Source organism: Mycobacterium riyadhense (assembly GCF_963853645.1).
GTDB classification, from domain to species: Bacteria; Actinomycetota; Actinomycetes; order Mycobacteriales; family Mycobacteriaceae; genus Mycobacterium; species Mycobacterium riyadhense.
In genome coordinates, this window is sequence record NZ_OY970456.1 from 5117076 (window position 1) to 5141811 (window position 24736).

General features: G+C 66.1%; 21 protein-coding genes and 2 pseudogenes. 11 read left to right on the forward strand and 12 right to left on the reverse strand.

The genetic code is table 11. The features are described from left to right. Positions 1–195 precede the first annotated feature (195 nt). Entirely contained in the window at positions 196–1554 is a 1359-nt protein-coding gene (locus AADZ78_RS22450; RefSeq protein WP_420891249.1) for a PE family protein, read from the forward strand. Here the strand turns inward: AADZ78_RS22450 and AADZ78_RS29265 are convergent. Next, positions 1520–1687, reverse strand: coding sequence for a hypothetical protein (locus AADZ78_RS29265; protein WP_169726226.1), 168 nt, complete (start codon positions 1685–1687; stop codon positions 1520–1522). The genes AADZ78_RS22450 and AADZ78_RS29265 overlap by 35 nt on opposite strands. 80 nt (positions 1688–1767) lie before the next feature. On the opposite strand from AADZ78_RS29265, the gene AADZ78_RS22455 reads away from it, so the two are divergent. Continuing rightward, positions 1768–2625, forward strand: a complete 858-nt coding sequence (locus AADZ78_RS22455; RefSeq protein ID WP_085249013.1) for an endonuclease domain-containing protein — start codon at positions 1768–1770, stop codon at positions 2623–2625. Here AADZ78_RS22455 and AADZ78_RS22460 read toward each other — a convergent pair. Further along, complete coding sequence (locus AADZ78_RS22460; protein ID WP_085249014.1) at positions 2607–3152, reverse strand: TetR family transcriptional regulator; 546 nt, start codon at positions 3150–3152, stop codon at positions 2607–2609. The two genes, AADZ78_RS22455 and AADZ78_RS22460, sit on opposite strands and share 19 nt — an antisense overlap. 102 nt (positions 3153–3254) lie before the next feature. Between AADZ78_RS22460 and AADZ78_RS22465 the strand changes: the two genes are divergently transcribed. The 3 genes from AADZ78_RS22465 to AADZ78_RS22475 all read left to right on the forward strand — a co-directional run bounded on the left by AADZ78_RS22465 (position 3255) and on the right by AADZ78_RS22475 (position 6912). Next, on the forward strand, positions 3255–4394 hold the full coding sequence (locus AADZ78_RS22465) for an FAD-dependent monooxygenase (RefSeq protein ID WP_085249015.1): 1140 nt from the start codon (positions 3255–3257) through the stop codon (positions 4392–4394). Positions 4395–4433: 39 nt separating this feature from the next. After that, positions 4434–5141, forward strand: coding sequence for a TetR/AcrR family transcriptional regulator (locus tag AADZ78_RS22470; RefSeq protein ID WP_239655058.1), 708 nt, complete (start codon positions 4434–4436; stop codon positions 5139–5141). Positions 5142–5241: 100 nt separating this feature from the next. Beyond that, positions 5242–6912 (forward strand): FAD-binding dehydrogenase, encoded by a 1671-nt coding sequence (locus AADZ78_RS22475; RefSeq protein WP_085249016.1) that lies wholly within the window; start codon positions 5242–5244, stop codon positions 6910–6912. A gap of 620 nt (positions 6913–7532) precedes the next feature. Here the strand turns inward: AADZ78_RS22475 and AADZ78_RS22480 are convergent. Both AADZ78_RS22480 and AADZ78_RS29270 read right to left on the reverse strand, forming a co-directional pair. After that, a pseudogene (locus tag AADZ78_RS22480) lies at positions 7533–8127 on the reverse strand (amylo-alpha-1,6-glucosidase); the annotation flags it as partial. 70 nt (positions 8128–8197) lie between these two features. Next, positions 8198–8431 carry a hypothetical protein gene (locus AADZ78_RS29270; protein WP_249044858.1) on the reverse strand — a complete coding sequence of 78 codons (234 nt, stop codon included), beginning with the start codon at positions 8429–8431 and terminating at the stop codon, positions 8198–8200. A 59-nt stretch (positions 8432–8490) separates the two neighbouring features. Here AADZ78_RS29270 and AADZ78_RS22485 point away from each other — a divergent pair, with 59 nt between their 5' ends. From AADZ78_RS22485 to AADZ78_RS22495, 3 genes are read left to right on the forward strand one after another with little or no spacing between them, the layout of a single operon-like run. Continuing rightward, positions 8491–9468 (forward strand): MFS transporter, encoded by a 978-nt coding sequence (locus tag AADZ78_RS22485; protein ID WP_249044859.1) that lies wholly within the window; start codon positions 8491–8493, stop codon positions 9466–9468. Positions 9469–9522: 54 nt separating this feature from the next. Further along, positions 9523–10233 (forward strand): response regulator transcription factor, encoded by a 711-nt coding sequence (prrA, locus tag AADZ78_RS22490; RefSeq protein WP_204081616.1) that lies wholly within the window; start codon positions 9523–9525, stop codon positions 10231–10233. Then, the gene (locus AADZ78_RS22495; protein ID WP_085249018.1) at positions 10234–11574 is read left to right on the forward strand and encodes a HAMP domain-containing sensor histidine kinase; all 1341 of its coding nucleotides are present in this window, start codon (positions 10234–10236) and stop codon (positions 11572–11574) included. A 33-nt stretch (positions 11575–11607) separates the two neighbouring features. On the opposite strand, the gene AADZ78_RS22500 is transcribed toward AADZ78_RS22495, so the two are convergent. Genes AADZ78_RS22500 through AADZ78_RS22510 form a run of 3 tightly spaced genes read right to left on the reverse strand, consistent with a single transcriptional unit; the run spans position 11608 to position 13331 of the window. Continuing rightward, on the reverse strand, positions 11608–12162 hold the full coding sequence (locus AADZ78_RS22500) for a hypothetical protein (RefSeq protein WP_085249019.1): 555 nt from the start codon (positions 12160–12162) through the stop codon (positions 11608–11610). Continuing rightward, positions 12162–12341, reverse strand: a complete 180-nt coding sequence (locus AADZ78_RS22505) for a hypothetical protein (RefSeq protein WP_085249020.1) — start codon at positions 12339–12341, stop codon at positions 12162–12164. The genes AADZ78_RS22500 and AADZ78_RS22505 overlap by 1 nt, the downstream gene beginning before the upstream one ends. Positions 12342–12353: 12 nt before the next feature. Further along, a complete protein-coding gene (locus AADZ78_RS22510) occupies positions 12354–13331 on the reverse strand; it encodes an OmpA family protein (protein WP_139828516.1) in 978 nt (325 codons plus the stop codon). Between the two features lie 150 nt (positions 13332–13481). On the opposite strand from AADZ78_RS22510, the pseudogene AADZ78_RS22515 reads away from it, so the two are divergent. Together AADZ78_RS22515 and AADZ78_RS22520 are read left to right on the forward strand one after the other, a co-directional pair. After that, a pseudogene (locus AADZ78_RS22515) lies at positions 13482–13613 on the forward strand (DUF2630 family protein); the annotation flags it as partial. A gap of 21 nt (positions 13614–13634) precedes the next feature. Further along, the gene (locus AADZ78_RS22520) at positions 13635–15221 is read left to right on the forward strand and encodes a phytoene desaturase family protein (protein ID WP_204080740.1); all 1587 of its coding nucleotides are present in this window, start codon (positions 13635–13637) and stop codon (positions 15219–15221) included. A gap of 41 nt (positions 15222–15262) precedes the next feature. On the opposite strand, the gene AADZ78_RS22525 is transcribed toward AADZ78_RS22520, so the two are convergent. Together AADZ78_RS22525 and AADZ78_RS22530 are read right to left on the reverse strand one after the other, a co-directional pair. Further along, positions 15263–16558 (reverse strand): citrate synthase, encoded by a 1296-nt coding sequence (locus AADZ78_RS22525; RefSeq protein WP_085249022.1) that lies wholly within the window; start codon positions 16556–16558, stop codon positions 15263–15265. Between the two features lie 136 nt (positions 16559–16694). After that, the gene (locus tag AADZ78_RS22530; protein ID WP_239656689.1) at positions 16695–17231 is read right to left on the reverse strand and encodes a TrmH family RNA methyltransferase; all 537 of its coding nucleotides are present in this window, start codon (positions 17229–17231) and stop codon (positions 16695–16697) included. Positions 17232–17434: 203 nt separating this feature from the next. On the opposite strand from AADZ78_RS22530, the gene AADZ78_RS22535 reads away from it, so the two are divergent. Next, complete coding sequence (locus AADZ78_RS22535) at positions 17435–20614, forward strand: AAA family ATPase (RefSeq protein WP_085249048.1); 3180 nt, start codon at positions 17435–17437, stop codon at positions 20612–20614. A gap of 95 nt (positions 20615–20709) precedes the next feature. On the opposite strand, the gene AADZ78_RS22540 is transcribed toward AADZ78_RS22535, so the two are convergent. The 3 genes from AADZ78_RS22540 to AADZ78_RS22550 form a co-directional block, all read right to left on the reverse strand. Continuing rightward, positions 20710–21684 (reverse strand): acyltransferase domain-containing protein, encoded by a 975-nt coding sequence (locus AADZ78_RS22540; protein ID WP_204080742.1) that lies wholly within the window; start codon positions 21682–21684, stop codon positions 20710–20712. A gap of 154 nt (positions 21685–21838) precedes the next feature. Further along, positions 21839–24079, reverse strand: coding sequence for an MMPL family transporter (locus AADZ78_RS22545; RefSeq protein WP_085249024.1), 2241 nt, complete (start codon positions 24077–24079; stop codon positions 21839–21841). After that, positions 24073–24735 (reverse strand): GNAT family N-acetyltransferase, encoded by a 663-nt coding sequence (locus tag AADZ78_RS22550; protein WP_085249025.1) that lies wholly within the window; start codon positions 24733–24735, stop codon positions 24073–24075. Before AADZ78_RS22550 ends, AADZ78_RS22545 begins: the two co-directional genes overlap by 7 nt. Position 24736 lies beyond the last annotated feature (1 nt).

Genomic DNA, 24736 nt, shown 5'->3' on the forward strand with positions numbered 1-24736 from the left:
ACGATATTCGGCACAAAAATGGCGCTATAGCGACAGAATTTCGCGGCGTATGAGTGATCACTAATACGACATAGAACGTGCAGTAAGAGGGTCCGCCAACACGCCTTCCCGAAAACATCACCAAAAGTCTGGAACGCGCGCTCCGGGTCCGCTAGCATGGAGTCCTAATCTGCAGCCGTCTCGGATTTGGGTGGGATCGGCTCGACAATAACTGCGGCCAGTCAGACGGCGTCGGCGGCGACCACGCAGGTGCTGGCGGCGGCAAGCGACGAGGTATCCACGGGCATCGCGGCGTTGTTCGCCACGCACGGTAAGCAATACCAGGCGCTCAGCGCGCAAGCGGCGGCGTTTCATGAGCGGTTCATCGCCGCCCTGGCGGCCGGTGCGAACTCCTACGCCCTCGCCGAGGCCGCCAACACATCGCCGCTACAGATCCTGGAGCAGAACCTGCTCGCCGTAATCAATACCCCGACCCAGCTGATAGTCGGGCGCAACCTGATCGGCGACGGCGCAGATGCGACCGCGCCGGGTGGCGCGGGCGGCGACGGTGGATTGCTGTGGGGCAATGGGGGCAACGGCGCCCCCGGCGCCGCAGGCCAGAACGGCGGGGCCGGCGGATCGGCCGGGCTGTTCGGCAATGGCGGGGCCGGTGGGGCCGGCGGCGCGGGCGTCAACGGCGGCGCGGGCGTCAACGGCGGTGCGGGTGGCGCCGGCGGAGCCGGCGGCAACGGCGGGCAACTGTACGGCCAGGGGGGCGCCGGCGGCAACGGAGGCGCCGGAGCCCACGGCGGCGCGGGCCTGGCCGGCGGGGCCGGCGGCTATGGCGGCTCCGGCGGCAGGGGCGCGGCGCTGTTCGACACCGGGGGCGCCGGTGGTGTGGGCGGTGATGGCGGCGCCGGGGGCACTGCAACCGCCGAGAACGCCGCCGTGGGCGCTGGCGGAGCCGGCGGCCACGGCGGTGTCGGCGGCGCCGGAGGCTTCCGCGGCACCGGAGACCTAGGCGGCAACGGGGGCGCCGGCGGCCACGGCGGGGATGGCTCGCAGACGGGCGTGGCCGGCGGCAACGGCGGCGCGGGTGGGGCCGGCGGGGCGGCCGGCGCAGGTGGCGCAAGCACCGGCGGTACCGCGGGCGCCTTCGGCAATGGCGGCCAGGGCGGCGACGGTGGCAACGGCGGAAAAGGCGGCCCGCTCCTCTTCCAGACGCCCGGCGGCCAAAACTACAACGGCGGGTTCGGCGGCAGCGGGGGCGCGGGCGGTGACGGCTGGCAATGGCGGCAACGGCGGCAACGGCGGCTCCGGCGGCATCGGCGCCATCGACCACCTCGACGGCGAGGTGACCGGCACCGGCGGGACGGGCGGCGTTGGCGGCCTGGGCGGCCAGGGCGGCAATGGCATCGGCGACGGCAGCAGTGCGGGCAACGGCGGCAAGGGGGGCAACGGCGGCTCCGGCGGCCTCCGCGCCACCAGCGGCGACGGCGCGTCGGGCGGCAACGGCGGCGACGGCGGCCAGGCGGAATATTCAACCGGCACCGTGGCAGGCCAACCCGGTCTTGAAGGCGGCGCCGGCACTACCCACGTCGACATCGGTATCGGTCTCGGCGGCCCCGGCGGCGAAGGTGGCCTCGGCGCCACCCCGTAACCCAGGAAGGCCGAGCCATCGGTTGCCCGCGACACTAACGTCACGCACACGACACGCCGAAAAACGGGTGCCTGACTTGAATCTCGGTGAAGCGAAACCCCCCGGCCGACGACGGCGTCCTACGGTGCATGAGGAAAGTCATCGTGGGCAGCCAAGCCCTAAGCCAAGGCACACTGAGCCGCTACCAGCTGCGAACCCGTTACCGCGCAATCTATCCCGACGTCTACCTCGCCGCGGATACGCCACCGACACTGCGCAGACGCTCAGAAGCGGCATGGCTATGGTCCGGCCAACGCGGTGTCCTCGCCGGGCTGGCCGCCGCGGCACTGCACGGCTCCAATTGGATCGACGACGACGAACCGGTCGAGCTGATCTGGCGCAATCCCTACCCGCCGGAAGGCGTGGTCACCCGCAATCAGCGCCTCGACGACGACGAAATCACCAGCGTTGCAGGGCTTTCGGTGACCACACCCGCACGCACCGCGTTCGACCTGGGACGGCAACCAACCGCCAATGAGGCCGTGGCTCGGCTCGACGCACTCATGCGGGCGACGCCGTTCTCCGTCGAGGAGCCCTTGCTGATCGCCAAGCACCACCCCGGCGCCCGTGGCCTGCGGCAGCTCAGGACCGTCCTCCCCCGAGTCGATCCCGGCGCGGCATCTCCGAAGGAGACGTGGCTAAGGCTGCTCCTGGTCGACGCGGGATTCCCCACGCCGCAGACACAGATATTGGTGGTAGCCAACTACCGCACGGTCGCCGTCCTCGACATGGGCTGGGAACGGTTCAAGGTCGCCGTCGAGTACGACGGCGACCAACACCGGACCAGCCGGCGCCAGTACGTCCGGGACATGCGCAGGCTAAAGGCCCTAGAAGGCCTTGGCTGGATCGTCATCCGCGTGATCGCCGAGGACCGGCCCGAGGACATCCTGCGCAATGTCCGCGACGCGCTGAGCCGCCGCGGATGCCGTCAGCCAAGCCCCAGGTAGCGCTGGATCGTCGGGCCGAGCCACTCCACAACCTCGTCACGGCTCATCGACACGACCGGCGGCAGCCGCAGCACGAACCGGCATAACGCCATTCCCAGGATCTGCGTGCCGATCAGCCCGGCCCGCAGAGCTGCCTCCCCAGCAGGCACCAAAGAAGCGACCAACGGCTCAAGCTGACTCCCGAAAATCTCCCGCATCCGTTGCGCGGCTTCGTCATTGGTGGCGCTAGAACGCAGCAGGATCACCAGCGCCTCGTCCCCCTCCCAGCGGTCGAGAAAGTGCCGCACCAACAACCGCCCAAGTTCGTCGCGGTCGGCCCCTTCAAGAGCAGGAAACCGCAAATCGAACTCGACCGCCGCGGCGAACAGCTTGTCCTTGTTGCCGTAGTAGCGCATCACCATCGCGGGATCGATCCCCGCGTCGGCGGCGATCGCCCGAATCGTGGCGGCCTGAAAGCCCGCCACACCGAACCGTTCGCGCGCCGCCGCCAGGATGACGGCCTTGGTTTCCTCCGACGACCTCCGCATGTCAACAATTGTAGGCCAACAACTGTTGACATCAAGCCCTGGCGGCGTCAGCATGGACTTATGCCAACAAGCGTTGACTAAAACAAACGAGGAGAACCCCCGATGAACGACACCGATGTCCTGGTTGTAGGCGCCGGCCCCAGCGGCCTCACCCTGGCCGCTTCCCTGCTCAATCAAGGCATCCAAGCGGCCATAGTCGACAAATTGCCGGCAGGTGCAAACACCTCCCGCGCGGCCGTCGCCAACGCACGCAGCCTCGAGGTACTCGAGAACCTCGACGTGTCCTGGCGCATGGTCAAGGCCGGACTCATCGCGCCGCGATTCTCGATGCGCCAGGGAGACCGCACGCTGATCCCCATCGACTTCAGCACCCTGCCAACGGACTACCCCTACTCGCTCATGATCTCCCAGGCCGACACCGAGCGCCTACTGGAGCAGCGCCTCAACGAACTTGGGGGTGAAGTGCTCCGCCCGAAGACTCTGAGCCGGATCGCCCAGGATTCGACCGGCGTCACCGCAACCTTTGACGACGGTGAAACCCTAAGGGCCAGTTACGTTGTCGGAGCCGACGGCATGCACAGCACGGTTCGCCACCAGGCCGGCATCGGCTTCGCCGGCAGCCAATTCGCGGAGTCTTTCGCGCTGGCCGACGTTCGCGTGGCGGGCGAGGCGCCCCGCGACGAGGTGATCCTGTTCTACGGCAACGACGGCCTCACTGTGCTCGCACCGCTGCCCGACGGCGTCTTCCGCATCGTCGCGCCGCACCCCGACGCACCGCAATCACCGACGGCCGAGTTCGTCCAGGACCTGCTGGACACCCGCGCTTTCGGACCGGGCCGCACCGAGGTCACCGACCTGCTGTGGGGATCGCGGTTCAAGATTCACCACCGCGTCGCCGATACCTTCCGGGCCGGTCGCTTACTGCTGGCCGGCGATGCCGCCCACGTGCACAGCCCCGCCGGCGGTCAGGGCATGAACCTCGGCATCACCGACGCCATCGAACTAGCCACAGCACTGGCCACCACGCTGCACGGCGGGTCCGACTCGGCGTTGGATGCCTACAGTGCAAGCCAGCGCGCACGAGCACGGCAGGTGCTGACCCTGACCGGACGACTGACCCGGGTCTCCACGTTGCCGCGCCCGTTGCGCCCGATTCGCAACTCGACAATGCGGTTGGCCGCACACGTCCCCGCCGTGCGACGCCAACTCGCCTGGCGGTTGAGCGGCCTGGTGTACCGATGACCCAATCCCGCCCGTCGCAATCGGCGAGGGCGACCAGCCGTGGCCAAAGCCGATCCCCAACGCGCCACAATGTGCATATCCGTATCCGATGTGGCAATGTATCGTTCCTGCAGCGATCCGGAGGCAACCCTGATCACGTCAACAACAACCTCCGCCCCTAAGCCGGCGCGCGTTACCAAACGTCGTGCCGAAACGCGCGCTCGTCTAATCGACGCGGCGTTCCGGGTGTTCGCCGACAAGGGCTATGGGCACGTAACCATTGAGGATGTCTGCGAGGCGGCCGGCTACACGCGCGGGGCGTTCTACTCCCAGTTCGAAAGCCTCGAGGAACTTTTCTACATCCTGTACGACCGGTGGGCAGCCCGCACTGCGGAACAGGTCCGCACCGCCATGGAAGGCGGTGACGCCGTCACCGACCTACCCGGAGTGGTCGAGCGCATCGTCGACAGCCTGCTGCTCGACCGCGACTGGCTGCTCATCAAGATCGACTTCCTGATGTATGCCGCCCGCAACCCCGAACTGGCGCAACGCTGGTCCGTCCACCGCGGCCAATTGCGCAGAGTCATCGAAGAGCGGCTCATCGCCAGTGGCATCGAGTTAAATAAATCGATCGACACGGTCGGCGACACCGCCCGTGCCGTCATCGCCGCCTACGACGGGGTCAGCGTCCAACTCCTGCTCGACAATGACCAGTCCGCCGCCCGGGCTTGGCTCACCCAACTGCTCAACGTTGTCCTGACCCGTTGACACCCCAAATTCCCATGAGTGCTCAACGCCAGCAGGTCGCGGAGGCTTATGCGACCTGGATGTGAGACGCTCCGATACCAACTGCTGGGAGGCTGTCGCTATGGACGCTGACGTCATCGTGATCGGTGCGGGTTTGGCCGGGCTGGTCGCTACCCACGAACTGACCCGCCGGGGCAAGAAGGTCGCGGTGATCGATCAGGAAAACGAGGCCAACTTGGGCGGCCAGGCGTTCTGGTCATTCGGCGGGCTCTTCCTGGTCGACACACCAGAACAGCGCCGCCTGGGCATCAAGGACTCTTTGGAGTTGGCCTGGAACGACTGGTCGGGCAGTGCGGCATTCGACCGGCTCGACGACGAAGACATTTGGGCCGTGAAGTGGGCGCGCGCCTACGTCGACTTCGCCGCCGGCGAGAAGCGCGCGTATCTGACCGATCTCGGGATCGAATTCATGCCCACGGTGGGGTGGGCCGAGCGCGGGGACCTGCGCGCAAACGGGCACGGCAACTCCGTGCCGCGCTTCCACATCGCCTGGGGCACCGGCACCGGAGTCGTGGAGCCGTTCGTGGACTCGGCACTCCAAAGCGCGGCTGACAAGCTGGTGACGTTCTACCACCGCCACCGCGTCGACGAATTGATCATCACCAACGGCATCGCGACCGGTGTCAAAGGCGCAGTGCTGGCGCCCGATGACGCGGTGCGCGGCGCGCCTTCCAACCGTGACGAGGTCGGCGAGTTCCAGCTGTCCGCGCAGGCGGTGATCATCACCACCGGCGGAATCGGCGGCAACCACGAGATGGTGCGGCGCTATTGGCCGGATCGGATGGGCATCCCGCCGGCCTCGATGATCACCGGCGTGCCCGCCTATGTGGACGGCCGGATGCTCGAGATCGCCAATGACAGTGGGGTGCGACTGGTCAACCGCGACCGGATGTGGCACTACACCGAAGGCGTCAACAACTGGGACCCCATCTGGCCCAAGCACGCCATCCGGATCATCCCCGGCCCGTCGTCGATGTGGTTCGACGCATTGGGACGGCGGCTACCCGCCCCCTACCTGCCCGGTTACGACACCCTGGGCACCTTACGGTACCTGCGCACCACGCCCGACATCGCGAAGTACGACCACTCCTGGTACATCCTGACCCAGAAGATCATCAAGAAAGAGTTCGCGCTGTCGGGCTCGGAGCAAAACCCCGACATCACCGGTAAGAGCCGCAAGGCCGTTCTGCAGGAGAGGTTCTTCAACAAGGACGCCACGGGTCCCGTCGAGGCGTTCAAATCGCACGGTGCCGATTTCGTGATCGCCGATAACCTCGAGGAGCTCGTCGAGAAGATGAACGCCCTGACCGACGAACCCCTCCTGGATCCGGCCAACATCCGAGCGCAGATCGAAGCCCGGGATCTGCAGGTGGCCAACCCGTTCTGCAAGGATGTCCAGGTCCAGGGCATCCGCAATGCTCGGCGCGCCCTCGGCGATCGACTCGGCCGGGTCGCCGCCCCGCACCGCATCCTGGATCCCAAGGCGGGACCGCTGATCGCGGCCAAGCTGCATATTCTGACCCGAAAGACATTGGGCGGCATCCAAACCGACCTTGACTCGCGCGCCCTGGGCGTCGACGGTCAACCGATCCCCGGCTTGTATGCCGCCGGGGAGGTCGCCGGGTTCGGCGGCGGCGGGGTGCACGGTTACAACGCGCTGGAAGGCACCTTCCTGGGCGGATGCATCTTCTCCGGACGTGCCGCGGGACGCGCTGCCGCGCAAGACATCTGATCGCGCTCACCGGGAGGTGCGATGAGCTTGCGCTGACCATCGAAGGATGCGTCACACCAGGCACACCAGCCTGCGGGGCTACCTGGCCAGTCGATCCGCGCCAACCCGGTTGGAGTCTTGCTGGTGAGCCGGTCGCTCAGGAGCGCCTGGACGCGACGGTAGCGAGCCGGGGCTACTCCGAACTACGTTGGCGCGCACCATGACTGCAATTGACGCGACTTTCTGCTCCAGCTGTCTTTATTGCTCTCTCGTCACATCCGCAACTCTGGCCTGTGCCGGAGGCTATGGTCTCCCTGCCCACCTAAACGCGACAACTCGGCTTCTGCAGGTCAACGTCACCGCGAAACCCGCACGGCCACCACCAACATGGGCACAACACCGCAGCTCAGGAGATTGTCGCTCACAGCCGGGCACATCGGGTGTCACCAGGCGCAGCGACACATGTGACTGTTGTGACGGTGCGATGTGCCCGATCTATGGTGCGCACCAATTTGAGCCAACACAGGTATCCGACGAACGGTTGACCGTGAGGATGAGACAACCTCAACCAGGCAGCAGCCGCTGCGCACGATTTAGTGGGCCGTCTGCTCGCCCGGCCAAGCGCCCGTCCAGCTACCGAATCAGCGCGGCGGCGTCACCAGCTGCCAGTCGAGGCCGAGACCGTGTGCCTTTACCGTTTCGCCCTCGGCTTCTAGATGCACGGTCGCGCCACCCAGAGGCAGATTCGTCAACGCGATCCTGCCCCACGCCTGCGGCAGCTGGGGCCACACCGACAGCCTGCGGTGTGGCACATGGGGATCGAGCCCCAAGAACGACTACAGCAGCAGTAGCGGCGCGGCGCTGGCCCATGCTTGCGGAGAGCAGGATGTCGGATAAGGCACCGGCGAGGCGAACTGGGAACGGGGGAACCCGCAGCAAAGCTCCGGCAGGCGCCCGCCGAATGTCGTCGCCGCGTCGAGAAGCCCGGTCCTTCCAACCCTGGTTGACCAACCCGCAGTCGGTGGCCCGCTGGTATTCGACGAAGCCGTCGCCATCGCGGTCGCCGTAGCGCTCTGCCCAGGCGAGCGCGGCATCGGCCGCAGGAAGCAGGGACCGAACCACCCCGTCGTCGGCGCCCCACCGCCAGCATTCGGCCAGCAGCATCGCAACGAGCGGGGTGGCGTCGATCGAACCGTAGTAGATGCTGCCGCCGAGTACATCGGCGCTGTTCGCACCCGGTTCGCCACGGGAGCAGACGCGGCGCCTCGCCGATCGCCTGCAGTGCGCCGTCGGGCCTCCGCGAAAATCAAGGGATGTTGAACCCGGACATACCGGCACCGGTCGCCCAGGCGCGGGATCGGGCCGCGCTGCAGGCGGTGAACTTCTTCATGGCCGACATGGAGGCCGGCATGGGCCCGTTCTTGGGTGTGTTGCTGGCCAGCCGTGGCTGGACGACCGGCACCATCGGCGCGGTGATCACGTTGGGCGCGATCGTCGGCATGGTCGCGGTCGGCCCCGCAGGGGCGCTGGTCGACGCCACCTATCGCAAGCGGACCTGGGTCATCGTGGGTCGGTCTTGCCGCGGTTGCCGCCTCCGCGGTGATCCTGACGTCGCCGCATTTCTGGGTCGTCGCCGCCGCCCAGGCCGTCATGTGCATTTCTGGGGCGACGATCGCCCCCGCGGTCATCGGCATCACCCTTGGTGTCGTGGGCCAGGCGGGCTTTACCGGCCAAAACGGTCGAAACCAGGCCTTCAATCACGCCGGCAACATGGCCGGTGCCGCGATCGCGGGGCTGCTGGGCTGGCGGTACGGGTACCCCGCGGTGTTCTGGCTGGCCGCCGGGTTCGGGGTGGCCACCGTCGTGGCGGTGCTGGCAATCCCCGCCGGCCGCATCAACCACCACGTCGCGCGGGGCGAGGCCCGCACCGACCAGGCGCCGGTCAAGGCGATGCGGGTGCTCTGCCAATCCCGGTCGCTACTCGCGTTGGCCGGCGCGCTGGTGCTGTTCCACTTGGGAAACGCGGCCATGTTGCCGCTGTACGGGCTCGCCGTGGTGGCTACCCACGCCAACCCGTTTACCACGGTGGCCAGCACGGTCGTCGTCGCTCAGGCGGTCATGATCGTCACCTCACTGGTCGCGATGAGGATCGCCCAAAGGCGTGGCTATTGGCTGGCCATCCTGATCGCGTTCACCGCCTTACCGGTCCGGGGGTTGCTCGCCGCAGGTGTCATCACGACCTGGGGAGTGATACCGGTGCAGGTGCTCGACGGTGTCGGCGCTGGAATGCTTTCGGTTGCGGTGCCGGGGCTGGTTGCTCGAATACTTGACGGCACAGGTCACATCAATGTCGGCCAGGGCGCGATTATGGCGGCGCAAGGGCTCGGCGCTGCGCTCAGCCCCCTGCTGGGCGGCGAAGTCGCGCAGCATCTTGGATTCCCCGTCGCGTTCCTGATGCTCGGTGGACTGTCGCTGGGATCGCTGATCATCTGGCTCTGGTTCGCACCCATCCTGCGCCGCGCCGGCGCGCCTGACCCCGCGAGCAGACACGGAATCGCCCAAAATCTCCGATTTTGATGGGATTCTGTGTCTGCTCGCGCCTCCCAGCACCATGGCCAACAATCAGGCAAAATAGGCCGCATGGACACTGGTGTGACCTCACCTCGGGTCTTGGTTGTCGACGACGATTCGGACGTGCTCGCCTCGCTGGAGCGCGGCCTTCGCCTGTCCGGATTCGAGGTAGCGACCGCGGTCGACGGCGCCGAGGCCTTGCGCAGCGCCACCGAGACCCGCCCGGACGCGATCGTGCTCGATATCAACATGCCCGTGCTGGACGGCGTCAGCGTCGTCACAGCGCTACGAGCCATGGACAACGACGTCCCGGTCTGTGTGCTGTCCGCACGTAGCTCGGTCGACGACCGAGTGGCCGGCCTGGAGGCGGGTGCCGACGACTACCTGGTCAAGCCGTTCGTGCTGGCCGAGCTGGTCGCGCGGGTGCGCGCGCTGCTGCGGCGCCGCGGCGCCACCGCGACGTCCTCCTCGGAAACCATCACGGTGGGCCCGCTGGAAGTGGACATTCCCGGCCGGCGAGCCCGTGTTAACGGCGTGGACGTCGACCTGACCAAGCGGGAGTTCGACCTGCTGGCGGTGCTGGCCGAGCACAAGACGGCGGTGCTGTCACGGGCCCAACTGCTCGAGCTGGTGTGGGGCTACGACTTCGCCGCCGACACCAACGTCGTCGACGTCTTCATCGGGTACTTGCGGCGCAAGCTGGAGGCCAACGGCGGTCCCCGGCTGCTGCACACCGTCCGAGGAGTCGGGTTCGTACTCAGGATGCAGTAGGTGAACATCCTGCAACGGTTGTTAACCCGTACTCCCTCGCTGCGGACCCGGGTGGTGGTCGCGACCGCCATTGGCGCCGCGATTCCGGTGCTCATTGTCGGCGTCGTCGTCTGGTTCGGCATCACCGGCGACAGCAAAGAGCGGCTGGACCGCCGGCTGGACGAGGCGGCGGGTTTCGCGATCCCGTTCGTGCCGCGCGGCCTCGACGAGATCCCGCGTTCGCCCAACGATCGGGACACCGTCATCACGGTCCGGCGCGGTAGTGTCGTCAAGTCGAATTCCGACATCACGCTGCCCAAGCTGCAACAGGACTACGCCGACACCTATATCCGCGGGGTGCGCTACCGGGTGCGCACGGTCGAGATCCCGGGACCGGAACCGACGTCGGTGGCGGTGGGTGCAACGTATGACGACACCCTCGCCCGTACTAACGGCCGGCATCGTCGGGTAATCCTCATCTGTGGCTTCGCCATCGGCGCGGCGGCGGTGTTCGCATGGCTGTTGGCCGCGTTCGCGGTGCGACCATTCAAACAACTCGCCGAGCAGACCCGATCGATCGACGCCGGCGACGAGGCACCCAGGGTCGAAGTGCACGGCGCCAGCGAGGCCGTTGAGATCGCCGAGGCGATGCGCGGCATGCTGCAACGCATCTGGAACGAGCAGAACCGTACCCAGGAAGCGCTGGCCTCGGCGCGCGACTTCGCGGCCGTGTCCTCGCACGAGCTGCGCACCCCGCTAACCGCGATGCGGACCAACCTCGAGGTGTTGTCCACCCTGGACCTGCCCGAGGACCAGCGCAAGGAAGTGCTCAACGACGTGATCCGCACCCAGTCGCGCATTGAAGCCACGCTGAGCGCCTTGGAGCGGTTGGCCCAGGGCGAGTTGTCCACCTCAGAGGATCATGTGCCGGTCGACATCACCGAGCTGCTCGATCGCGCCGCCCACGATGCCATGCGTATCTACCCCGACCTCGACGTATCCTTGGTGCCGTCGCCGACCTGCATCATCGTGGGGTTGCCGGCCGGGTTGCGCCTGGCCGTCGACAACGCCATCGCCAACGCTGTCAAGCATGGCGGCGCAACCCGGGTCCAGCTGTCCGCGGTCAGCTCGCGAGCCGGCGTTGAGATCGCCATCGACGACAACGGAACCGGGGTACCCGAAGACGAGCGTCAGGTGGTGTTCGAGCGGTTCTCCCGCGGGTCGACGGCGTCGCACTCGGGGTCGGGACTGGGACTCGCGCTGGTGGCCCAGCAGGCTCAGCTGCACGGCGGGACGGCTTCGCTGGAGAACAGCGCGCTGGGCGGCGCGCGTTTGGTGCTGCGCCTTCCCGGCCCGACTTAGCCGCTCTAGGCCGCTCTAGGCCGCTCAAGACGGTCACTTTCGTTGCGCGCTCTTGCGCCACGGCGTGAAAAACGCTCGCGCGGCACACTCTTCGTCTTCGAACCAGACTTGCGCGACGATCGGGTCGTAGCCCGGATCGTCGGGAGTGTAGTAGAGCCTGGTATCCGAGCGCCCCTTCACCAGCCATCCGTCTGGTCCGCTGCCGTCGGCTTCCGCGCGAGCCGAGCCGGGCCCGTACGGCGCAAACCGCGCCCCTGAGACGCTAGCCCGCTTGGCAACCGGAATCCGCTCTGTAGGAACATCTTTCGCGACGGGAATCCTCGCGGTGGGTGCCCCTTTGGCGGCGGGTATTCTCTTCCGCGGCGGGCGCTTGGCGCCGGCTTTCTTCTTCGGATGTGCCCCTGGTCTTTTCGGCTTTTTCGCGGCATCCGGTTTTTTCACCGGAGCCGCCCTGCCGGGCGTCGCTGCCACCCGGGGCGTCGCAAGCACCGGAACCCGCAGATTGACGGGGCGAACCAGCTGCGTGAACGTCAGCAACATCCCGAGCACGAATGACAGGGCGACAAGCCACCAGTGCACCTGACCCATCACGGCGCTCCCGTTTCCTGCGGCAATTCCGCCGTGGGCATTTCCTCTGTGGGTGCTTCCTCGACTTTGGGCGCGTCTTCGTTCTTCTTCTTAATCGACACGGCGACGATGACCCAGGCGACGGCCGAACCGGCCACGAAGGCAGCCAGGTAGCACAACCACTGGATCACGAAGCCCATCCTGGATTCTCCTTAGCTGACCACGATTTCGGCGCGGCGATTCTTGGCCCGGCCCTCGGCTGTGTCGTTGCCGGCGATCGGATTTGTCGAGCCGAGACCCTTGGCGACGACGTGATCGCGCGCAACGCCGTGGGCAATCAGAAAGTCGGCGACGGTGTTTGCTCGCTGGGTGCTCAGCGGAATATTAAGGCCCTCACTGCTGAAGTTGTCGGTGTAGCCGTTGATCGTCACCCGCGCGTTCGGACATGCCTTGAGCCGGTCTGCGACCTTGGTCAGGATCTGAGTGTCGGCCGGGGTCAGGCTAACCCCGTCGTCGGCAAAGAAGATCGGCCCGCCCGTCACGGCGTTGATTGCTGCCTGCAGGTCGGCACACGGCGCGGCGCCGGGCGGTCCAGGCCGCTTGGCCTCAATCTTGTTGGCGATAATCATCCCGGGCCAAGCAGTTACGGCCGCACGCTCGACCGCGTCCTTCTGGTCACCCACTGCGGCAGTCCCCGTCAGCGTGATGGTGTCCAGCTCGACCTTGAGAGTGAAATCGGGAATAGGCACGCTGGCAGTGAATACTGGTTCTGCATTTGAGAAATCGAGTGAATGAACGATCGGGTCGATGCGGATTTGGTCGATGACGTTGACGTCCGGAGTCAGTAAACCTTTGAGCGACTTCATCAGCGCCGCCTTGGCGGTGTCATCGGGAAAGTCGCCGATAAGGGTAATGGTGTTGCCGCTGCGGCTAATCGAAAGCAGCGACAACGACGTTGCAGGAACGCTCGGGGTGCCGCTGGTGGCCGTCAGTGTCGGAAGGTCGCCGGTTGGGCCGGTGACCGCCTCGGGTCGCTCGTAGGCACCGTAACCGATTACGGCTATCAGCAACGGAATAGCAACCAGTCCAATGAACCAGGCAAGGCCCAGTGGCTGCCGCTGAAATTTCGGAGTTCGGCGCGCGTCGGTGGGTGGCGCGGGCGCTTGGCCCACACCTGCCTTCAAACCCACCATGGCTCCCCTCCCTCGGGTCATTAAACAGCCATTGAACAGCCCAAGTACGCGCTACAGGCGATATGCAGCCTACCGAGTCAACGCCCCCGAAACGGCCGATGTCGGGCACACTGGGGCGATGAGTAACGGCGACATTACCGAGGATGCGAGCATGAGCAGCTGCGCCGCATCGAGATTGAACTCGATCGGTGCTGGGACCTGCTGCGACAGCGGCGCGGAACCGGTGGTGACCCGCGCGAAGCGAGCGTCCGTCCGTGCGACCAGATCGAGGATTGCACACGGCTAGAAACTGAACCCGCCATGCCGGTCGCACCGCAATACGACATCGCAGTAGTTGGTGGTGGCCACAACGGCCTGGTCGCGGCCGGGTATCTGGCCCGGGCGGGTCTTCGGGTGCGCTTGCTCGAGCGGCTGGCACACATCGGCGGGGCGGCCGTGTCGGTGCAAGCCTTCGAAGGCGTCGAGGTCCGGCTGTCGCGGTATTCCTACCTGGTCAGCCTGCTGCCGTCAGGCATCGTGGCCGACCTGGGTGTCCCGGTCCGATTGGCGCGGCGTCAGTTTTCGTCGTACACCCCCGACCCGGCTGCGGCCGGGCGCTCTGGCCTGCTGATCGGGCCGCAAAACACGTTCGCTGCGATCGGCGCCGCCGGTGATGAGCACGGGTTCGCCGAGTTCTACCGGCGCTGCCGGTTGGTGACCGAACAGCTCTGGCCGACGCTGCTCGAACCAATGCCCACCCGCGAGCAAGCCCGTCGGCGAGTGCTCGCCTGCGGCGACCCCGAGGCCGCGGCCGCCTGGCGAGCCATGGTCGATGATCCGATCGGAAACGCCATCGTCGACGCGGTGAGCAACGACCTGGTCCGGGGTCTGATCGCCACCGATGCACTGATCGGCACCTTCGCCCGCCTCGACGATGAGTCGCTGCGGCAGAACATTTGCTTTCTGTACCACGTGCTCGGCGGGGGCACCGGAGACTGGGATGTCCCCGTCGGCGGCATGGGCTCGGTGACGTCGGGCCTGGCCGCCGCGGCCGCCCGCCATGGTGCCGAAATTACCACCGGCGCAGACGTTTTCGCCATCGACCCAAACGGGGAGGTGCGTTACCGCCATGACGATTCAGAGCATCTGATCCGGGCCCGGTTCGTGCTGGCCGGCGTCACACCGGCGGTCCTGGCCGGCCTGCTGGGCGAACCGGCGCCGGCAGTGGCCCCGGGAGCGCAGGTCAAAGTGAATATGGTGTTGCGGCGACTGCCTCGGTTGCGCGACGACAGTGTCACAGCGGCGCAGGCATTTTCCGGCACCTTCCACGTCAACGAAACGCTGACCCAGCTGGATGCCGCCTACTCACAGGCAGCTGCCGGCCAGTTACCGGATCCGCTGCCCTGCGAGGCGTACTGCCATTCACTGACCGATCCGAGCATCCTGTCGCCGGAACTGCGCGCCGCAGGGGCTCAGACGATGACGGTGTTCGGCTTGCACACGCCGCATTCGGTGTTTGGCGAGGCCGACCCCGACAAGTTACGCAACGAGTTGGCCGAGTTGGTATTGGCATCGCTGAATTCCGTTCTGGCCGAACCGATTCAGGATGTAGTCAGCACCGATGCGCAGGGCCGGCCCTGCATCGAGACGACGACCACCCGGGACTTGCAACATACCCTGCAGATGACCGCAGGCAACATCTTCCACGGCGACTTGTGTTGGCCGTTCGCTGACGATGAGGGCCCGTTGGACACCCCGGCGCGGCGGTGGGGGGTCGCCACTGCCCACGAGCGGATCCTGTTGTGCGGCTCGGGCGCCCGCCGCGGCGGCGCGGTGTCGGGCATCGGTGGCCACAACGCCGCGATGGCAGTGCTCGCTTCTCTGGCGAGCAGACGCAAAAGCCCCTAAAACCTGCCGGTTTTGGGGGCTTTTGCGTCTGCTCGCCAGGGCTACCGCGCGTCGATCGTGGTGTAGTCGCGCTCCGTGTAGCCGGTGTAGATCTGGCGCGGACGTCCGATCTTGCTGTCACCCTCGTCGTGCATCTCACGCCAGTGCGCGATCCAGCCGGGCAGCCGGCCCAGCGCAAACAGGACCGTGAACATCCGGGTCGGGAAGCCCAGCGCACGGTAGATCAGCCCGGTGTAGAAGTCGACGTTCGGATAGAGCTTGCGTTCGATGAAGTAGTCGTCGGTCAACGCCGCTTCTTCTAGTCCCTTGGCGATGTTCAGCAGGTCGTCGTCGCCGCCGAGCTTGGCGAGGATCTTGTCGGCCTGCTCTTTGACGATTCGCGCGCGAGGATCGTAGTTCTTGTAGACGCGGTGGCCGAAGCCCATCAATTTGACGCCGGCCTCGCGGTTCTTCACCTTCCGGACGAACTCGCTAACGTCATCGCCGCTCTGGCGGATCTGCTCGAGCATCTCGAGCACCGCCTGGTTGGCCCCGCCGTGCAGCGGGCCCCACAACGCGTTGATTCCGCCGGAGATCGAGGTGAACAGGTTGGCCCGCGACGAGCCCACCAGCCGCACCGTCGACGTCGAGCAGTTCTGCTCGTGGTCGGCGTGCAGGATGAACAGCATGTCCAGCGCCCGCACCACCTCGGGATCGGCCTGGTAAGGCTCGGCAGGGAACCCGAAGGTCATCCGCAGGAAGTTCTCCACCAGCGTCAGTGAGTTGTCCGGGTACAGGAACGGCTGGCCGACCGACTTCTTGTAGGCATACGCGGCGATAGTGGGCAGCTTGGCCAGCAGACGAATGGTCGACAGCTCTACCTGGTTGTTGTCCATCGGGTCCAGGGCGTCTTGGTAGTAGGCGCTCAACGCATTGACCACGCTTGACAACACCGGCATCGGGTGCGCATTGCGCGGGAAGCCGTCGAAGAACCGTTTCAGGTCTTCGTGCAGCATGGTGTGCCGCTGGATCCGGTGGGTGAACTCGGCCAGCTGGTCGGTATTCGGCAACTCGCCGTAGATCAGCAGGTAGCTGACCTCGATGAAGGTCGATTTCTCGGCCAGCTGCTCAATTGGATAGCCGCGATACCGCAGAATGCCGGCGTCACCGTCGATGTAGGTGATGGAGCTCTTGGCAGCGGCGGTGTTGACGAAACCGACGTCGAATGTGGTGTAACCGGTCTTCGCCAGCAGTGGGCCCAGCGCAATGCCGTCGTTTCCCTCGGTGGCGCGCACGATCTCCAGGTCGAGCTCGCCCCCCGGATAGCGGAGGGTGGCGGTGTCATCGGTTTCGGCCACGAGAACCCCTTTGCGCTCTGATATGGCTGCCCGCACTGCGTGCGTATACGTATAGGTGAAGGTAGTCGTTATCGTGACGACGTGCCTGCCCGGGGGGTCGGTCTGCTGATCAGGGGGTCACGCGATGGCGGCACATTCACAGCAATCCGGCAAGCGTGTACAAGACCAGGGACGCGGCGACCGCGACATTGAGGCTGTGGCCGGCACCGACCATTGGGATCTCCACCGCGAGATCGAGCTTGTCCACGGCCTCGGGCGGAATGCCATAACCCTCGTTGCCCAGCACGACGACGGTGCGGGTGCGCGCCGCTGGGAGGTCATCGAGTCGTATCGATTCGTCGGTGAACTCGACGCCGACAACCTGAGTCTCGTCAGAATGGCGTCGTAACCATCGGCCGACATCGCCATAGATCCAGTGGATTGCATGATCCTGTCCGCAGGGTGTTGCCCTTCTGGAGCGCTTCGGCCACGCAACGCAAATTTGGCACCACCATGCACGCGCCCACGGCGTCGCAGGTGCGCAGCGAGAACACAGGTTGGCTCCGTATTTGGGCCATAGCGGCGCCCCGACCAGGTGGTTCCAGCATCGGTGCCGACGGGGCCGTCGTTGCCGGTGGATTTCTTGACGGGTGCGGATCCGGGGGGCCGATGATGCGCCTGGGGCGCGGCTCACAGGTGGGCGGGAACGCCCTTCCCGCCGAGTTGAAGATGATTCACGCAATCGATTTTTGGACGTCGTGCCGTGTGGTCATTGCGGCGCCGCGCTTGCCCGGGATCGGGTCCGCGGAATCCGCTCCCAACAGAGAAACCCCCGTCAGCGTCCTGGTGGACGCCCTATCCTTGGGCGATCGGGTAGTCGGGCGGGACGGTGTTCGGATGACGGTCACGTGCGGGACATGCGGCATAGCTCTGCGGGAGAACGCTAAGTTCTGCGACCAGTGCGGTGCCCCCACTGCCGTGTCGGGTGACACAGCCAAGTACAAGCAGGTGACGGTGCTGTTCGCGGACGTGGTGCGATCCATGGACATCGCGGCCGCCGTGGACATCGAGCGGTTGCGCGAAATCATGACCGACCTGGTCGAGCGGTCGGCGGCCGTGGTGCAGCGCTATGGCGGGACCGTGGAGTACCACGGCGATGGTGTGATGGCACTGTTCGGCGCCCCAATTTCCCTGGAAGACCACGCCTTTCGAGCATGTCTGACGGCCCTGGCCATCCAGGAGGAGGCCCACCGGCTGGAGGCCGAGGTGCAGCGGCGCGATGGTGTGGCGCTGGGGCTGCGGGTCGGCCTGAATTCGGGTCGGGTGATCGCCGGCGAGATGGGTTCGGGCTCGCTGGGCTACATCGCGACCGGCGAGACGGTCGGGTTCGCGCAGCGGATGGAATCGGCTGCGCGCCCCGGCGGGGTGATGCTGTCGGAGTCGACCGCCCGGCTGGTCGAGCACGCCGTGATGCTGTCTGAACCCGAATGGGTGCACATCAAGGGTGCCGACGAACCGGTGCGCGCGCGGCAGCTACTGGCGATCGCCCCGCCGCATGGCCTCGTCCGCAGGACTGAGGCCAGCCTGGTCGGTCGGCGCTGGGAGATGGCGGCCTTGGACGCGATGGTCGACCGCGCGATCGACGGCCGCGGGGGTGTCGTGACGGTGATGGGACCGCCGGGTATCGGTAAGAGCCGGGCGGCGCGGGAAGTCGCGGCGCTGGCCGCCGAGCGCGGACTCGAGGTGATTTGGACCTTCTGCGAGTCGCACGCCCGCGACATTTCCTTCAGTGTGGTGGCGGGGCTGCTGCGCGCGGGCATGGGTGTGGCCGACCTCGACGGCGAAACCGCCCGCGCCAAGCTGCGAGAGGCGGCACCCCCGGAGCCCGACCCGCAGGATCTGCTGCTGCTTGACGATCTTCTCGGCTTCGCCGACCCCACCGTGTCGCTACCCCCGATCGACCCGGATGCGCGGCGGCGCCGACTGACCGCCTTGATCAACACCACCTCGCTGGCGCGCACTGGTCCCGCGTTGTTCATTATCGAGGACGCCCATTGGATAGATGCGGTCAGCGAGTCGATGCTCGCCGATTTCCTCACCGTCATTCCGCGCACCCAGTCGATGGTGTTGATCACTGCCCGCCCCGAGTATCAGGGGATCCTGACACGAGTGCACGGGGCCCAGACGATAGCGCTTGCCCCGCTGGGTGATTTGGACACCGCAGCGCTATTGGGTGAACTTCTGGGAGCCGATCCCTCGGTGGCCGAGTTAGCCCGGATCATCGCCGGGCGGGCACGCGGCAACCCGTTTTTCGCCGAGGAGATGGTGCGCGAGCTGGTGCAGCGCGGGGTTCTGGCCGGCGAACGCGGCAGCTACCTGTGTGACACGAGTGCCGCCGACGTCACAGTGCCGGCGACGGTGCAGACGGCCATCGCGGCGCGCATCGACCGGCTGGACTCGGCAGCCAGGCAGACACTGAACGCGGCGTCGGCGATCGGCGACCGCTTCGCCGCGGAGCTACTCGTCGCGCTGGGCATCGATCCGGCGGTCGACGAACTGCTGCGCGCGGAGCTGATCGATCAGGTGCGGCTCACCCCGAACGCCGAATATGCGTTCCACCACCCGCTGATCCACGCGGTAGCCTACGAATCGCAGCTGAAATCCGATCGCGCCCAGTGGCACCGGCGCCTGGCCGTCGCTATCCAAGAACGCGAGCCGGGGTCGGTGGAGGAGAACGCGGCGCTGATCGCCGAACATCTCGAATCCGCCGGCGAACTGTCCGCAGCGTATAGCTGGCACATGCGCGCCGGCGCGTGGTCAATGAACCGCGATCTCGACGCTGCCCGGCTCAGCTGGGAGCGGGCACGCCGCACCGCCGACCGACTACCCGATGACGACCCACACAGCCTGCCCATGCGCATCGCACCCCGTACCATGCTGTGTGCCACAGACTTTCACGCCCGGGCACTCCAGGAAAGCCACAGCCGCTACGCCGAGCTGCGGGAGTTGTGCACCGCGGCCGGGGACAAGGTCTCGCTGGCCATCGCCATGACCGGGCTGGCTACCGAGCTCGTGTATACCGGGCGTTCGCATGAGGGGTCGAGGCTGGCATCCGAACAGATGGGGCTGCTCGAATCGATCGACGATCCCACTCCGATCATGGCGTTGGCGGTCATAGCGTTCGTCAACTGGGCAGACGCCGGCGAATTCGGCGAGATGTTGCGGTGGTCGCAGACCGTCGTCGACCTGGCCGGGGGCGACCCCGTCAAGGGGGCGGGCTTCGGCGTCGGATCACCGCTGGCGGCCGCGTTGGCGGCGCGCAGCGTCGCCCGGTGGTGGCTGGGCCGTCCCGGGTGGCGGCAGGACCTCAACGACGCCCTCGCGATTGCCCGAACGAGCGATCCGACAACCGTCGCCTTCGTCGTCTCATGGACCTACGGAACGCAAATACTCTGCGGGGTGCTTCGGGCTGACGACCCCGCGGTGCAAGCGTGCGAGGAGGCGGTGCAGACCGCGCAACGAGCCGGCAACGATCACGCACTGGGCTTGGCCGAGTGCGCGTTGGGTACCGCCCTGCTGCATCGAGACGCCCCCACCGACCGTCACGCGGGACTCGAGCTCTTCGTACGGCTCCGCGAGTTTCAGCGCGAACATGCTCCCTTCCTGGTCCCGGTCACCGACTTGCTGGTTGCCCGGGAACGGGCCAGGCGCGGCGACCGCGATGCTGCCATCGGGGTGATGCGCGACGCCGTGGACCATCTGCAGCGGGCAGGACGGCTCGGGTTCGGCGTTTGGGGCACCGGCGCGCTCGCCGAGACGCTACTGGAACGTGGCGCCGAAGGCGACTTAGCCGAAGCCGCAGAGGCTTTCGACTGGTTGGCGAGTCTTCGGGCCGATCAAGGTTCGGCGATGCGCGAGATCACGCTGCTGCGGCTGCGCGTCCTGCTGGCCCGCGCCCGTGGCGACAATGATGCCTATCGGGAGTCGGTCGATAGCTACCGCGCGATGGCGGAATCGTTTGGCTTCGAGGGACACATCTCGTGGGCCGAGGGGATAACCAAGGGAAACTCCACTTAACGCGCAACACAAGATTCTCGGACAATCGGGCCTCGGCGGACCCGGCAACGACTGCGCCGAAACCGAGGTTCGCATACCACGATGTCGCCAACGAGTCACCGAATGTGAGCGTCGGCTGGCCCGAGTTGACGGTCCCGTCCACCGCTCGGCACGTCGTCGGCGTAGTGCGCCAGCGATTCCTGAATGCCGGCAATGAGCACTGGGTGCGGACTGGATTCGATGAACGTGCGATAACCATGTTGGTACGACCACCGGACGGCTTCGCCGAACAGGACTGGTTGGCGCAAATTGGCGAACCAGTAGTCTCCGTCGAGGATCGACGTGTCCAGTCCGGCGCCGGTGACCGAGGAGATGAATGGGATATCGCCGGTTCGTGGCCGCAGGCCGGAAAGCGACTCGCGTAGCGTCTCTCGCAGCGCGTCCACGTCGGCGGAATGCGAGGCGTAGTCGACGGCAATCCGCGTGGCCGGCACGTCATCTCGCTCGCATATGGTCATGAGCTCATCCAGTGCCGCCGCGTTCCCGGTGACGACCGTCGACGACGGATCGTTCTGCGCGGCAACGGTAATCGAGTGACGCCATGGTTTGATGAGCTCGAACACCCATCCGCCGGGCCGCGAGATCGAGACCATACCACCGGTTCCCGCGATTGCCCCGATTTCCTTGCTGCACAATGTGACTACCTTAGCGGCGTCTCGCAGCGACAAGGCACCCGAGACATAGGCTGCCGCGATCTCGCCCTGCGAATGGCCCAGTACGGCGTCCGCGTGGATTCCCAGCGCGAGCCAATGCGCAGCAAGCGACACCATCACCGCAAACAGGGCTGGCTGCGCCACATCAACCCGGTCCAGGCCCGGAGAACCCTCACCGCCCCGAACCACCTCGAGCAGCGACCAATCGACGAAATCGGCGAAAGCGGCTTCGCAGAGCCGCAATTGCTTGGCGAAAGCCGGCGCGGAGTCCAACAACTCGATAGCCGCCGTGCCCGTCAGCTGCGAACCCTCGCCGGGGAATACGAAGACCGTTCCCGCGGTGGCAATGGCCTTTCCGGTCCGGCCTTCGTCCGTCATCGCCCCTCCGCGATCGGCGAATTTCGAGGCGAACATCATCGTTGGCTCGGTTCGTAACCCACCTGAGCAGCATGCCGATGCTTTCGTGCTGCCGAATCAGTATGGCGATACTGAAACCCTTGCCGGCACCGAACTCGTTCGGCCACAGCAGATGTCACTCTGCTTGCGCCCGACGGGGCGATACCAGGGCGGCTAGTGCGACGCGGCGATGAACACCGGACAGTGGCGCGGGGACCCACCAGTTCGCACGGCCCAGCACACGCATCAGCGCGGGCAACAGGAGCGTGCGAACCAACGTAGCGTCCACCAACACCGCGATTGTCAGACCGACGCCGAACATCTTCATGAAGGACACGTCGGCTGTCACAAGCGCCGCGAACGAAATGGACATCAGCACGGCTGCCGCGGTGACCACGCGCCCGGTGCGAGCGATGCCGAGAGCGACACTCTCATCGCTGTCCGCGCGGGTGCCACCCGACGCCAGCCAGTACTCGCGAATGCGCGATAACACGAAAACTTCGTAGTCCATCGAGAGACCGAAGGCGATGCAGAACATGAGCACCGGTACATTGACGACCAACGTGCCCGTCGCCGTGGCGCCCAGGCCCGCGAGGTGGCCGTCCTGGAAGATCCACACCAGCGCCCCGAAGGTGGCGGTGAGCGAAAGCGCGTTCAGCACAAGCGCTTTCAGCGGCAGAACAACACTGGCTGTGACCAAAAACAGCACGGCGAAGGTGATCAGGGCGATCACGCCGAGGACAACGGGCAGCCGTGAGGTCACCGACTCCACACTGTCGACGTTGTACTGGGCCGCGCCGCCGAACAATACGGGATGGCCCACCGGCCCTGGCACGGCATGCAGCGACCGCAACTGCTCATTGGAAGCTTCGCTGAACAGTGGGGCGCGGCTCTGCACGGTGAGGAACGCGAAACCGTCGGCGACGCCCGTTGGGGCCGACGGCGGACCCGCTGGTTCGCCGGCCACGAAAGTGCCTGCGGGCGTTGCTACCGCCGCGACATCCGCCACGCGCGAGAGGTCCGCGGCGTAGCCACTCAACGCTTCCGGTGATACGCCCGACATATCAGCAATGACCACGCTGACGTCGGTCACCGGATTCACCCCGAATTCCGCTCGTAGCAAGTCACCAACCTGACGTGAGCTCAAGCTGTCCGGCAATACGCGATCGTCCGGAAAGCCCCACTTGACACCGAGGAATGGCGCACCCAGGAGCAACAGGAAGGCAATGAGCACCACGCTGACCACCACGGCGTGGCGCATGACGGCATGCGCGGTGCGATACCAGAAACGCTGCTCGATCGGGCGTGTCGCCGGCGCCAGCGGCCGCCTCATCAGGTGACCAACGATTTTGCGAACGTCGAATGCATCCAGTCGAGGACCCAGCAGCAAGATTACGGCCGGTGTGATGACAAGAGCGGCCGCGGCCGCGAGGACAACCACAGCGATGCCCGCATACGCGAAGGACCGCAGGAAATACATAGGGAACAGCACCATCGCACTCATCGACAGGGCGACGGTGAGCGCTGAGAACGACACGGTGCGTCCGGCGGTGGTCATCGTGCGCACCACGGCGTCATTGGGGAGCAGACCGCTCGCGATCTCATCGCGATAGCGGCTGACAATGAGCAGCGTGTAGTCGACCGCGAGCGCGAGACCCAGTGCGGCGGTGAGGTTCATCGCAAACAGCGACACATCGGTGAAGAAGGTGACCGCACGAAGCACGGCCAGCGAACCCAGGATGGCGAAAACGCCGACCACCATGGGGACGGCGGCGGCGAAAAGACCACCGAATATCCACACCAGCGCTACGAAGCTCAGCGGGATGGCGATCAATTCCATCTTCACAAGATCGAGCTCGCTCTGTTCGTTGGCCTCGGCGAATGTCAGCGCGCCACCGGCGCGGACGATGGCGCCGTCGCGATCGCGGGGCATCTGGTCGACGAGCTGCCGTGCAGTCTTGGCGAATTCGGCATCAGAGCCCCGGATGCCTGCGATGATTAATCCGGTCTTGCCGTCTCTGCTCGCTAATCCCGGCGCTGCAGCAGGCGGCGCCGACCAAGCTGAGATGACATCCGTGACATCTCGGGATCTCTTCAATACGGAGGTGACCTCGCCGGCCAGCGCGGACGCCGCCGCGCTGTGCACGCCGTTGTCAGCGCTTACCGCGATGACCAACTGCAGATCGGCGTGCTGGAACGTGCCGGCGAGAACCTCCGAAGCCCGAACAGACTCAGAGTCGGGATCGGTGAACCCGCCAGCGGAAAGCGATTTGGTGACCGGCAGCCCAAAGATGGCGGCCAGCGCCAGGAGCAACGTTGCCGCGGCAACGATTCGTTTGGGCGCCCCGCTGGCAAACCGTGCCACGCTGGCTAGCATCGGCCGGCCTCCCTGACGGCCGCCGGTTCAGCACCTTCATCGGCCGGCTCGCAATAGATGAAATAGAACGCTGGACCACGGCGTCCCAATGTTGTCGTTCCCGTGACCACACCTTCGGGAAAGACGTCGGCGTAGAACGGCAGTAACCTCTTTTGGCAGTTGCCATACATCGCGGCCGCCTCTGCGTTCGCGTGTTCGCGCAGGCGGCCGACGAGCGCGTGCGCGGCACCGTATCCCTGCCAAGCCTTTTCGACTCCGAAGTACATCACGTAGATATGGCGCCACTTCGGTCTACCCCGCGCCACCGCCGCTTCGACCATCAGGCCGGCGACGACTTGGCTCCTCATCGCGGCTAGCAGGGCAAGGTTCTCTTTGAGCTTGCGCAGCAGACTCTGCTTGACCCATGACCTCGAATACAACGTGACGCCAACGATCCTGCCGTCGTCGCGGACGGCGACGTCGGCCCCTGCTTGGGGGATGTATCGATGCTTCATCATCGCAGCGAACATCCGTGGTTGGCGGACACGTCGTTGCTCGGCGTCCGGAAACATGAATTCACCTACCACGTCCCCGCTTTGGAAAGTCTCGCCCATCAGCGCCGCCATGGCCGGGATATCCGCCTCGGTAGCAGCTCTGACCCTGATGGTTGTGTTCATC